The sequence below is a fragment of the Lysobacter yangpyeongensis genome (assembly GCF_042655745.1).
Taxonomy (GTDB): domain Bacteria; phylum Pseudomonadota; class Gammaproteobacteria; order Xanthomonadales; family Xanthomonadaceae; genus Agrilutibacter; species Agrilutibacter yangpyeongensis.
This window is the reverse complement of record NZ_JBHSNM010000001.1, coordinates 1229307-1241535: the sequence shown is the minus strand read 5'-3', so window position 1 is coordinate 1241535 and position 12229 is coordinate 1229307. Positions and strand designations below refer to the sequence as shown.

General features: G+C 67.8%; 9 protein-coding genes and 1 tRNA gene. 4 read left to right on the top strand and 6 right to left on the bottom strand.

The window, feature by feature from the left end:
* Window positions 1-131: 131 nt before the first annotated feature.
* The 3 genes from ispG to ACFPN1_RS05240 are packed head-to-tail and all read left to right on the top strand — an operon-like array spanning window position 132 to window position 4090.
* Window positions 132-1367, top strand: coding sequence for a flavodoxin-dependent (E)-4-hydroxy-3-methylbut-2-enyl-diphosphate synthase (gene ispG, locus ACFPN1_RS05250; RefSeq protein ID WP_386754047.1), 1236 nt, complete (start codon window positions 132-134; stop codon window positions 1365-1367).
* A complete protein-coding gene (locus ACFPN1_RS05245) occupies window positions 1345-2076 on the top strand; it encodes a phosphatase PAP2 family protein (protein WP_386753573.1) in 732 nt (243 codons plus the stop codon). Before ispG ends, ACFPN1_RS05245 begins: the two co-directional genes overlap by 23 nt.
* A gap of 58 nt (window positions 2077-2134) precedes the next feature.
* On the top strand, window positions 2135-4090 hold the full coding sequence (locus ACFPN1_RS05240; protein WP_386753571.1) for an HD domain-containing phosphohydrolase: 1956 nt from the start codon (window positions 2135-2137) through the stop codon (window positions 4088-4090).
* 12 nt (window positions 4091-4102) lie between these two features.
* On the opposite strand, the gene ACFPN1_RS05235 is transcribed toward ACFPN1_RS05240, so the two are convergent.
* The 6 genes from ACFPN1_RS05235 to ACFPN1_RS05210 form a co-directional block, all read right to left on the bottom strand.
* A complete protein-coding gene (locus ACFPN1_RS05235) occupies window positions 4103-4972 on the bottom strand; it encodes a DMT family transporter (RefSeq protein ID WP_386754046.1) in 870 nt (289 codons plus the stop codon).
* A gap of 38 nt (window positions 4973-5010) precedes the next feature.
* Window positions 5011-6054 (bottom strand): UDP-N-acetylmuramate dehydrogenase, encoded by a 1044-nt coding sequence (gene murB / locus ACFPN1_RS05230; protein WP_386753569.1) that lies wholly within the window; start codon window positions 6052-6054, stop codon window positions 5011-5013.
* Between the two features lie 16 nt (window positions 6055-6070).
* On the bottom strand, window positions 6071-7129 hold the full coding sequence (locus ACFPN1_RS05225; RefSeq protein WP_386753568.1) for a quinone-dependent dihydroorotate dehydrogenase: 1059 nt from the start codon (window positions 7127-7129) through the stop codon (window positions 6071-6073).
* A 135-nt stretch (window positions 7130-7264) separates the two neighbouring features.
* Window positions 7265-8797, bottom strand: a complete 1533-nt coding sequence (gene amaB / locus ACFPN1_RS05220) for an L-piperidine-6-carboxylate dehydrogenase (RefSeq protein WP_386753566.1) — start codon at window positions 8795-8797, stop codon at window positions 7265-7267.
* Window positions 8798-8903: 106 nt separating this feature from the next.
* Window positions 8904-8980, bottom strand: a tRNA-Arg gene (locus ACFPN1_RS05215).
* Window positions 8981-9296: 316 nt separating this feature from the next.
* Window positions 9297-11507: a M3 family metallopeptidase gene (locus ACFPN1_RS05210; RefSeq protein ID WP_386753565.1), complete on the bottom strand. Its 2211-nt coding sequence runs from the start codon at window positions 11505-11507 to the stop codon at window positions 9297-9299.
* 173 nt (window positions 11508-11680) lie between these two features.
* Here ACFPN1_RS05210 and ACFPN1_RS05205 point away from each other — a divergent pair, with 173 nt between their 5' ends.
* Window positions 11681-12106, top strand: coding sequence for a CBS domain-containing protein (locus ACFPN1_RS05205; RefSeq protein ID WP_386753563.1), 426 nt, complete (start codon window positions 11681-11683; stop codon window positions 12104-12106).
* Window positions 12107-12229: the final 123 nt, after the last annotated feature.

Here is a 12229-nt window from a genome sequence, read left to right as displayed (position 1 = left end):
CCAGGCAAGCACAGCGCACCCCGGGTGCGGCCTGCGGCCTTACCCGGGCTACGGAGCGCGCGGGGGCTGCGCGATACAATGCGCGGATGAATTCCGTCCTCGATCTGACCTCAGCGGTACCCTGCGCCGCCATGGCCTTCGGCCCCCAATCGCGCCGTAACACCCGCGCGGTCGCCATCGGCGGCGTGCAGGTCGGCGGCAGCGCACCGGTGGTGGTGCAGTCGATGACCAACACCGACACGGCGGATGTCGCTTCGACCACGAAGCAGGTCGCCGAGCTGTGGCGCGCGGGATCCGAACTCGTGCGCGTCACCGTGAATACGCCGGAAGCCGCCGCCGCGGTGCCGCGCATCGTCGAGAAGCTGGCGATGATGGGCGTGAACGTGCCGATCATCGGCGACTTCCACTACAACGGCCATCAGTTGCTGAGCAACGAACCGGCGTGTGCCGAAGCGCTGGCGAAGTACCGCATCAACCCGGGCAACGTCGGCTTCGGCAAGAAGAAGGACACGCAGTTCGCCACGCTGATCGAATTCGCGATCCGCCATGGCAAGCCGGTGCGCATCGGCGCCAACTGGGGCTCGCTCGACCAGGCGCTCGCGGCGAAGCTGATGGACGAGAACCACGCGCTGGCCGAACCGCGCGATGCGGCCGAGGTGCTGCGCGAGGCGCTGATCCGCTCGGCGCTGGATTCCGCGCATCGCGCAGTCGAACTCGGCCTGCCCGCCGATCGCATCGTCCTCAGCGCCAAGGTCAGCGGCGTGCAGGAACTCATCGCGGTCTACCGCGAACTCGCGCGTCGCAGCGATTTCGCCCTGCACCTGGGCCTCACCGAAGCCGGCATCGGCAGCAAGGGCATCGTCGCCTCGAGCGCCGCGCTGGGCGTGCTGCTGCAGGAAGGCATCGGCGACACCATCCGCATCTCGCTCACGCCCGAGCCGGGCCAGTCGCGCACCACCGAAGTGATCGTCGCGCAGGAACTGCTGCAGACCATGGGCCTGCGCGCGTTCACGCCGATGGTCACCGCGTGCCCCGGTTGCGGCCGCACCACCAGCACCTTCTTCCAGGAACTGGCATCGAGGGTGCAGGAACACGTGCGCGCGAAGATGCCGGAGTGGAAGGTCACGCATCCCGGCGCCGAGAACCTCACGCTGGCCGTGATGGGCTGCGTGGTGAACGGTCCCGGCGAGTCGCGCCACGCCAACATCGGCATCTCGCTGCCCGGCACGGGCGAAGCGCCGTCGGCACCGGTGTTCGAGGACGGCGAGAAGACCGTGACGCTGCGCGGCGAAAACATCGCCGACGAATTCGTCGCGCTGATCGACCGTTACGTCGAACGACGCTATGGCGCCGCCGGCCAGGCCTGAGCCCACCGCACGCACCCTCGCGAAGGAAGCGCGTTTCGGCGCCGCCTTCCTGCGCCGGTACTGGCTGCGCCTGTTGCTGCTCTTCGCCGGACTGCTGTTGCCGCTGCTGGGCTTTGCCGCGCTCGTCGACGAACTCCGCGAAGGCGAGCCGTTCTTCTTCGACGCGCCCATCCTGCTGTTCGCCCATGCGCTGGCGCGCGACGGATTCGACCGGGCTTTCCTGCTGTTTTCCGCGTTGGGCTACGAGTGGGGCGTCATTCCCGTGGATATCGCGCTCGTCGCGATCCTCGCCGTGCGCCGCCGCGCACGCGAAGGCCTGTTCGCCGGGCTCGCGCTGGGCGGTTCGGCCCTGCTCAACCTGGCCACCAAGCAGCTGTTCGCGCGCGAACGTCCCTCGCTGTGGGAATCGATCGCGCCCGAGTCGACCTTCAGTTTCCCCAGCGGGCACGCGATGGGTTCGATGACGCTGGCGTGGGTGTGCCTGCTGCTGGCGTGGCGCACGCCGTGGCGCTGGCCGGTGACGATCGCGATGCTGGGCTTCACGCTCGCGGTCGGCCTGTCGCGGGTGTACCTCGGCGTGCATTACCCGTCCGACATCCTCGCCGGGTGGACCGCTGCTTCAGTGTGGGCCGTGGGCTGTTTCTTCCTCGTGTTCCGTCACGATCGTCACCCCTGGGAAACGCGCCGCGTGCCGCAGGACGCCGGCTGAGCGGGCTGCGGCTGCTGGCTTAGACTGGCCGGCAACGGGGACGTTGCGGGCAGCGCACATGTCGGGGAGAACTCCGCTTTATCTGCAGGCGGCGCTGGGCGCCGTGCTGCTGGTCGCCGCGACAGCGACGGCTACGCATGCATTCGACACGGGAACGGGGACGCTCGCGGTGGCGATCGGGCTCGCCGTGATCGGCGTCGTGCTGGCGCTCGCGTTCGCGCGCCGGGTCGCGCGGCCCCTGGAGCAGCTCGCGCTGGAGGCCGATGCGGTACGCCGTTTCGACTTCCGCGATTTTCCGCAGGTGCGTTCGCCGGTGCGGGAAATCGACCGCCTGGCGCAGGGCTTCGACCTGATGCGCGATGCGATGCGCCGTTTCCTCGCGCTGAACCAGCGCCTCGCCGAGGAGCGCGATCTCGACGCCCTGCTGCCGTGGCTGCTGCGCGAAACCATGGGCGTGTTCGATGCCACCGCGGGCGTGCTTTACCTCGCCACGAACGGCGAGGACGGCCTGGCGCCCGTGGCCCGGCACGGGCTCGATGCAGGATTCGATCCGGTGCGCCTGGAGTCCGGCGGCCTGCACGGTGTACTGGGCACTGCATTGCGAACCGGCACGGCGAATGCCGGACACCTCGACGGCGCGCAACTGGCGTTGCTCGGGCTCGGCGATGCAGCGGCGGAGCGCTACGCGATTGCGCTGCCGCTGCTGGACCGCAAGGACCAGCGGGTCGGCCTGCTGCTGCTGTTCCCGCAGCACACGATCAATGCGCACGGGCTCGCGTTTGCGGCCGCGCTCGCCGCGAGTGCCGCCATGGCCCTGGAGACGCGTCGATTGATGCGCGACCAGAAGGAACTGCTGCAGGCCGTGATCCGCATGGTCGCCGCCGCCATCGACGCGCAGAGTCCGTACACGGGCGGGCATTGCGAACGCGTGCCCGAGCTCACCTTCATGCTCGCGCGCGCCGCTTGTGAAGCGCGCGAGGGACCTTTCGCCGGCTTCGCGCTCGACGCGGACGAGTGGGAAGCCGTGCACATCGCCGCCTGGCTGCACGACTGCGGCAAGGTCACCACGCCCGAGTTCGTAGTCGACAAGGCGACGAAACTGGAGACCCTTTACGACCGCATCCACGAAGTGCGCATGCGGTTCGAGGTGCTCAAGCGCGATGCCGACATCGTGTACTGGCGCGGCGTGGCGCAGGGCGGCGATGAAGCGGTGCTGCGGGCCGCGCGCGATGCCACGTGGCAGCGGCTCGACGAGGAGTTCGCGTTCGTGGCGGCGTGCAATACCGGCGGGGAATTCCTGTCCGCCGAGCGCCAGGCGCGCCTGCGCGCCATCGGTACGCAGACCTGGCGACGCACGCTCGACGATCGGCTGGGCCTGTCGCGCGACGAACTCGAGCGGCGCCCGGCCGTGGAGGTCGCGCTGCCGGCCGAGGAACCGCTGCTGGCCGACCGCCCCGAGCACCGCATCCCGCGGCCGCAGGACGACGGCATCGCCTCCGTCGACGACGCCTGGGGTTTCCGCATGGACGTGCCGGAGCTGCTGTACAACCGCGGCGAACTGCACAACCTCACGGTCAGCCGCGGCACGCTTTCGGCGGAGGAGCGCTACAAGATCAACGAGCACATCGTGCAGACGATCGTGATGCTGTCGCAGCTGCCGTTCCCCGCGCATCTGCGCAACGTTCCCGAGATCGCCGGCGGGCACCACGAGAAGATGGATGGCACCGGCTATCCGCGCGGCCTGACCCGCGAGCAGATGAGCCCGGTGGCGCGGATGATGGCCATCGCCGACATCTTCGAGGCGCTCACTGCGGCGGATCGCCCGTACAAGTCCGGCAAGAAGCTGTCCGAAGCGCTCTCGATCATGGCGAAGATGCGCAGGGAGCAGCACATCGACGCCGATCTTTTCGAACTGTTCCTGCGCTCCGGCTTGCACGTCGACTACGCGACGCGCTTCCTGAAGCCGGAGCAGATCGACGACGTCGTGATCGAGGACTACCTGCAGGGCGCCTAGCCCGCGGAAGGACTATTCGCCCGGCTTGGCCGCTTCCACCGGCGCGGTCGTGGCGTGTTGCCGCGCCAGCCGGGCTTCGCGATGGGCGATGTAGGCGTTGGCGGCGAAGATGACCGCCGCTCCGAGCACGGTCCAGCGATCGAGCTTCTCGCCGAACAGCAGGTAGCCGGCCACCGCGACCACGGGCAGCTGCATGAAGCTGATGGGCGTGAGCGCCGAAACGTCGCCCATGCGCAGCGCGCGCGTCCACAACAGCTGGGCGACGGTGCCGAATATGCCGGTCGCCACCAGCCACAGCCAGACGATGCCCTGCGGCCACTGCCACACGAACAGCGCCGGCAGCAGCGACAGAGGCACCCAGAACACGTAGGTGTAGAAGACGATGGTGTCGGCGGGGTCGATGCGCGAGAGCTGCTTGATCTGGATCGCGACCACCGCGCTGAACACCGCCGCCGCCACCGCGATCAACGAGTGCGCAGTGAAGCCCGCGGTGCCGGGCCGCACCACCACCAGCACGCCGATGAAGCCGACCACCACCGCGGCCCAGCGGCGCATGCGCACGTGTTCGCCCAGCCAGAACACCGCCAGGATGGTGACGAACAGCGGGGTCGAGTACGACAGCGAAATGGCCTGCGACAGCGGCAGGTTGCCGATCGCCCAGAAGCCGCACAGCATCGAGCAGATGCCGATCGCGCTGCGCAGCAGGTAGCGGGGCAGCTGCTTCGTCTGCAGCACGCTGCGTCCGCTGCGCACCAGCATCGGCAGCAGCGCGAGCAGGCCGAAGGCGTTGCGGAAGAAGGCGATCTCGAAGGTCGGCAGCGATTTCGACGCGTAGCGGATCGTGATCGCCATCATGCCGAAGAACAGCGTGCTGACGACCATCAGCATGGCCGCGCGCAGGAACCGGTGCGGCTGCGCGCTCACCAAGTCGCGCCGATCAGCCGGGGTTCGGGTTCGATCGCCACGCCGAAGCGTTCGCGCACCGAGGCCGCGATGCGCCGGGCCAGTGCCAGCAATTGCGCACCGGTGGCGTTGCCGTGGTTCACCAGCACCAGCGCGTGCGATGCGGCTACGCCGGCATCGCCGTCGCGGTGTCCCTTCCAGCCGCACTGGTCGATGAGCCAGGCGGCGGAGAGCTTCCGCGTGCCTTCGTCGTTGCCGCGGAACACCGGCAAGGCCTCGTGTGTCGACTTCAGCGCTTCGGCCTGTGCCGCCGGCACGATGGGATTCTTGAAGAAGCTGCCCGCGTTGCCGAGCACCGCCGGGTCCGGCAGCTTGCGGCGGCGGATCGCGATCACGGCATCGGCGACGAGTTGCGGCGTCGGCGACGGGATGTCCATGGCGGCGAGCTCCTCGCGGATGCCGGCGTAATCGAGCTTCAGCGACGGCTCGCGCGACAGCGCGAATTCCACGGCGGTGACGATGTACCGGTCCGGTTGCCGCTTGAACAGGCTGTCGCGATAGGCGAAGTCGCAGCCGGCCGCATCGAAGCGGCGCAGTTCGCCGGTGGCCGGTTCGAACACTTCCACCGCGTGGATGAACTCGCGCACTTCCGCGCCGTAGGCGCCGATGTTCTGGATCGGCGCGGCACCGACCGTGCCCGGGATCAGGGCGAGGTTTTCCAGTCCGGCGAAACCATGGCGCAACGTGCGCATGACGAAGTCGTGCCATTCCACGCCGGCATCGGCGCGCACGATGGTGCGGCCGTCGGCGCCTTCGTCCAGATGCGCGACGCGCTTGCCGGTGAGCGCGAGCACCACGCCCTCGGGATCGCCCGCGAACAGCAGGTTGCTGCCGCCGCCGAGCACCAGCGAGAGGCGTTCGCCGAATTCCGGGTCCGCGAACAGGGCGGGCAGGGCGCTCGCGTCGGAGACTTCCACCAGCACCGGTGCCGTCGCCGCGACGCCAAACGTATTCCGGGATTGCAGGGAAGCGTCGCGGGCGATGCGGATCGATTCGGTCATGGATGCGTATGCCGCCTCAGACTTCGGGCGGCAGGTGGCCGCGGCTCGGGGCTTCCTTGCGGCGGCGCAGGGCCTCGACGCATTCGCGCACCAGTTCGGGACCGCGATAGACCAGGCCGGTGTAGACCTGCACCAGCGTCGCGCCGGCGGCCTGCTTCGTCGCCGCATCGGCGCCGGACAGGATGCCGCCCACGCCGATCAGCGGAATGGATTCGGGCAGGCGCGTGCGCAGCATGCGCAGGATCGTGGTGGAGGATCCCATCAGCGGCTTGCCGGACAGGCCGCCCTGTTCGTTCGCGTGTTCGGCGCCTTCCACGAGGAAGCGCGACACGGTGGTGTTGGTGGCGATCACGCCATCGACCTCGAGATCGGCGAGCACGCGCGCGGCGGCGTCGACGTCGCTCTCGCTGAGGTCGGGCGCGACCTTCACCAGCATCGGCACGCGCTTGCCGTGCTTGGCGCCCAGACGCTCCTGTTCTTCGCGCAGCGTGCCGATCAGGCGGCGCAGGGCCTGTTCTTCCTGCAGTTCGCGCAGGCCGGCGGTATTGGGCGAGGAGATGTTGACGGTGACGTAGTCGGCCAGCGGGTACACGCGCGACAGGCAATACATGTAATCGCCTTCGGCCGCTTCGTTGGGCGTGTCCTTGTTCTTGCCGATGTTGATGCCGAGCAGGCCGCCGCGACGCTGCGCCTTTTCGACATTGCGCACCAGCGTCTCGATGCCTTCGTTGTTGAAGCCCAGGCGGTTGATCACCGCGCGATGGTCCGGCAGGCGGAACATGCGCGGCCTGGGATTGCCCGCCTGCGGCTTCGGCGTGACCGTGCCGATCTCGATGAAGCCGAAGCCCAGCGCCAGCAACGCATCGATGTGCGCGCCGTTCTTGTCCAGGCCGGCCGCGAGGCCGACCGGATTGGGGAAGGTCAGGCCGAACGCCTTGGTCGGCAACGGAGCGGGCTTGCGCGCCAGCAGCGGGTTGAGGCCCGTGCGGTAGGCGACTTCGAGCGCATCGAGCGTGAGCGCATGCGCACGCTCGGCGTCGAGGCCGAACAGGAAGGGGCGGGCGAGTCCGTACATCGATCGTTCGCTGGCTGTCCTGGCTCTGGTCTATTTCGTCATCCCCGCGAAGGCGGGGATCCATGGACGTTTTACGCAGTGTAGCAACGGTAACGTCCATGGACTCCCGCCTTCGCGGGAGTGACGAGCGAGGATTTACAGGTCGAACTTGATGCCCTGGGCCAGCGGCAGCGCGTCGGAGTAGTTGATGGTGTTGGTCTGGCGGCGCATGTAGGCCTTCCACGCATCCGAGCCCGATTCGCGGCCACCGCCGGTTTCCTTCTCGCCGCCGAAGGCGCCGCCGATCTCCGCACCCGAGGTGCCGATGTTGACGTTGGCGATGCCGCAGTCCGAACCCGACGCGGCCAGGAAGGCTTCGGCGGCCTTGAGGTTGGTGGTGAAGATCGCCGACGACAGGCCCTGCGGCACGGCGTTCTGCATCTCGATGGCTTCGTCGATCGTCCGGAACTTCATGACGTAGAGGATCGGCGCGAAGGTTTCGTGCTGCACGATCTCGGCATCGTTGGTCAGGCCGGTCACGATCGTCGGCAGGACGAAGTTGCCCTTGCCCTCGACCTTCGCGCCACCGGTTTCGATCCTGCCGCCTGCGGCCTTGGCCTTCTCGATGGCTTCGAGGTAGGCATTGACGCCGTCCTGGCTGTTGAGCGGGCCCATCAGGTTCTTCGGATCGGTCGGATCGCCGATCTTGCCTTCGACCTGCTTGTACGCGGTGACCAGCTTGCCGAGCACTTCGTCGTACATCGACTCGTGCACGAACAGGCGGCGCGTGGTGGTGCAGCGCTGGCCGGCGGTGCCGACGGCGCCGAACACGATGGCGGGGATCGCGAGCTTCAGGTCGGCGGTCTGGTCGACGATGATCGCGTTGTTGCCGCCGAGCTCGAGCAGCGAGCGGCCCATGCGCTGGGCAACGCGCTCGCCGACCATGCGGCCGACCCTGGTCGAACCGGTGAAGCTGATCAGCGGGATGCGGCGGTCGTCGACGAACTGCTGCGCCAGCTCGCTGCCGGCGTCGTTGAACAGGTAGAAGATGTCCGGGAAGCCGCCCTTCTTCAGCGCTTCGTTGCAGATCTTCATCGCGGCGATAGCCGACAGCGGGGTCTTCGGCGACGGCTTCCAGATCGTGATGTCGCCGCAGATGGCGGCGATGAACGAGTTCCAGGCCCACACGGCGACCGGGAAGTTGAAGGCCGAGATCACGCCGACGAGGCCGATCGGGTGCCACTGCTCGTACATGCGGTGGCCGGGGCGCTCGGAGTGCATGGTCAGGCCGTACAGCTGGCGCGACAGGCCGACGGCGAATTCGCCGATGTCGATCATCTCCTGCACTTCGCCGTCGCCTTCCGGCTTGGACTTGCCCATTTCCAGCGCGACCAACGAACCCAGCGCGTCCTTGTGCGTGCGCAGCGCGTCGGCGCACAGGCGGATCGCTTCGCCGCGGCGCGGGGCCGGGGTGGTGCGCCACACCTTGAAGGCGGCCTGGGCGCGCTCGACGATCGTGTCGTAGTCGCCCTGCGAGGAGGCGTAGACGCGACCCAGCACTTCACCGGTGGTCGGGTTGACCGGCTCCAGCACGCCCGCGTCCTTCGTGGCCGACCACTGGCCGTTGCCGAGGAAGGTGCCGGATTCGTTATCGGTCAGGCCGAGGGCGGTGAGGACGGGATGGGTCATGGGGGAAAGCTCCGGGCAATGTGCAGGAGTGGCCCCTGGCCGCGACCAGCGCGGCGGCGACCAGGGGTGTCGCGGCCATGGGCCGCTCCTGCGTGAGTGGTTGAACTGGCGGCCCCGACACGATTCGAACGTGCGACCTTCCCCTTAGGAGGGGGACGCTCTATCCAGCTGAGCTACGGGGCCGTGAGGCGCGGAATTATCGCAGAGAACGGCGGGAGGCCGTACCCCGCGGGACGAGGCGAGGTGCCGGGCCCTGCAGGCTGCGAAAGCGGGCTTCGTTCTCACTCGGGAGAGCCGCGGGGTCGCAGCGTGCGAGTCGCTGGGTCGATGTCGTCGGAATGCCCCGCGGCGCACGCCTGACGCTCGTCATCCCGGCGAAAGCCGGGATCCATTTTGACGTTGCCTTCCTGTTTGAAAGGAAGAGGCAGCGCAGCGAGCTGCTGTTCTCCCAAACAAAAACGCCCGGATCGCTCCGGGCGTTTCGTGGACCGCGCAGGGCTTACTTCTTGCCCTGGTCGCCCTTGTCGGCATCGCTCGGCGGCGTGGTGTCGTCGGCCTTCGACGGCTCGACCAGGCCACGACGCTCCAGCAGCGGCTCGATGTACGGGTCGCGGCCGGTGAAGTCGTGGAACAGCGCCAGCGCGTCCTTGCTGCCACCGCGCGAGAGCAGCGTGTCGCGGAAGTGGTCGCCGTTGGCGCGGGTCAGGCCGCCGTTCTGCTTCATCCATTCCACGCTGTCCGCGTCGAGCACTTCCGACCAGATGTAGGCGTAGTAGCCCGCGGCGTAGCCACCCATGATGTGGCTGAAGTACGGCGTGCGGTAACGCGGCGGAACCGGGGCGAAATCGAGGCCGTCCTTCTTCAGCGCCTCGGCCTCGAAGGCCATCACGCCGTCGGCGTTGGGCACCTCATTCACCGACTTCAACTGGTGCCAGCGCTGGTCGAGCATCGCCGCGCCGAGGTATTCGGTGGTGGTGAAGCCCTGGTTGAACTTCGAGCTCGCCAGCACCTTGTCCAGCAGTTCCTTCGGCATCGGCGCGCCGGTCTGGTAGTGCTTGGCGTAGTTGGCCAGCACTTCCGGCCAGTCGGCCCACATCTCGTTGACCTGCGACGGATATTCGACGAAGTCGCGCGGCACGTTGGTGCCCGAGAAGTACGGGTACTTCACGTTCGAGAACATGCCGTGCAGCGCGTGGCCGAACTCATGGAACATCGTGGTCACTTCGTCCCAGGTCAGCAGCGTCGGCTGGCCCGCCGGCGGCTTGGGGATGTTGAGGTGATTGGCGACCACCGGCACGAAGCCGGTCAGCGCGGACTGGTCGACATACGAATTCATCCATGCGCCGCCCTGCTTGGACGAACGGGCGTACATGTCGGAGATGAAGATCGCCAGCTGCTTGCCGTCCTTGTCGAAGACGTCGAACACGCGCACGTCGTCGTGGTAGACCGGCAGGTCCTTGCGTTCCTTGAACGTCAGGCCGTACAGCTTGCCCGCGGCGTAGAAGACGCCGTTCTGCTGCACGTTGTCGAGCTCGAGGTAGGGCTTGAGCTGCGATTCGTCGAAGTTGAACTTGGCCTGGCGCACCTTCTCGGCGTAGTAGGCCCAGTCCCAGGACTGCAGCTGGAACTTGCCGCCTTCCTTGTCGATGATCGCCTGCATTTCCGCCGCCTCCTTGCGTGCGTTGGCGACGGCGGCGGGAGCGAGCTTGCCGAGCATGGCGTTGACGGCTTCCGGATTCTTCGCCGTCTCGTTGGCCAGCGCGTACGACGCGTAGTCCTTGTAGCCGAGCATCTGCGCGCGTTCGGTGCGCAGCTTCACGACCTTGGAGACGATCTCGCGGTTGTCGTACTTGTTGCCGCGGCTGTTGCGCGACAGCGAGGCGTCCTGCAGCTTCTGGCGCAGGGCGCGGTTGGTGAGGTAGGTCTCCTGCGGCTGCTGGCTGAAGTTCATCAGCGGCAGCACGTACTTGCCGTCCAGGTGGCGCGCCTTCGCGGCTTCGACCGCCGCGGCGACCTGGTCGTCGGGCAGCCCGGCGAGTTCTTCCCTGGTGTCGACGACGACGGCGAGCTCGTTCTTCTCGGCCAGCACGTTCTGGCTGAACTGGGTGCCCAGCGAGGCGAGTTCGGCGTTGATCGCCTTCAGGCGGGCCTGCTGCTCGGGAGAGAGGTTGGCGCCGGCGCGGACGAAGTCGGTGTAGTAGCGCTCGACCAGGCGCACGCCTTCGGCGTCGAGGCCCAGCTTGTCGCGGGTGTCGTACAACGCCTTGACGCGCGCGAACAGCTTGGGATTGAGATAGATCGCGTCGCGGTGCGCGGCGAACTTCGGCGAGTACTCGGCATCGAGCTTGTCGCGGGTGTCGTTGGTGTCGGCGCCGACTAGGTTGCCGAACACGGTCGCGGCGCGGGTCAGGATGCGGCCGGACATCTCCATCGCGATGATGGTGTTCTCGAAGCTCGGCTTGGCGCGGTTGTTGGCGATCGCTTCGATTTCCGCCTTCTGGTCGGCCATGCCGCGGTCGAAGGCCGGTGCGAAGTCGCTGTCCTTGATCTTGTCGAACTGCGGGTAGTGCAGCGGCAGCGGGCTTTCGCTGAAGAAGGGGTTGGCCTGGGCGTTCACGGCACTGGATGCGGGAGTGGAGGTCTGGGCAAGAGCCGGGGCGGTGGCGGTGGCCAGGGCGATGGCGACGGCCAGCGCAAGACGGTGCTTCATCGGACGGTCTCAGTGGAGCGGGAGCCGGAGGGTAACCGATGGGGCGTGAGGGGGACCCATGACGAAAGGCACGGGCACGCCGCGTCCGGGCGCTTCCACGGGGCTGTCACGCGGCGGAAACCAGCGGTTTTTCATGCTGTCCCCGCATCCATCCTGCGACCAGGGAGCCCGCCATGAACGTCCAATCCGTGATGACACCCGATCCGGCCTGCTGCACTGCGGCCACGCCGCTGCGCGACGTCGCGCGGATGATGCTCGACAACGACTGCGGGCAGATCCCGGTGGTCGACGAGTCGCAGCGACCGATCGGCGTGGTGACCGACCGCGACATCACCGTGCGCATCGTGGCCGAGGGCCGCGACAGCAATGCCGCGACGGCCGCCGATGCGATGACGGGCCCGGCCCGGACCGTGCGCACGGACACCAGCCTGGCCGATTGCGTGTGCCTGATGGAGGCCGATCAGATCCGGCGCGTGCCGGTGGTGGATAGCGAAGGCAGGCTCGCCGGCATCGTGGCGATCGCCGATCTCGCGCTGGCGGGCAAGCAGGAGTCGACGGCGGAGGTGGTGAAGGAAGTGTCGGAGCCGTTGCGGCATTGAGGGGCTTCGCTGGCAGAGCGGGATCACAAAGTCAAAATGGATCCCGGCTTCCGCCGGGATGACGACTGAGTGCCTGTGGTGATAGTCCGCTGGACGCTGTGGGCCCTTCGACTTCGCTTCGCT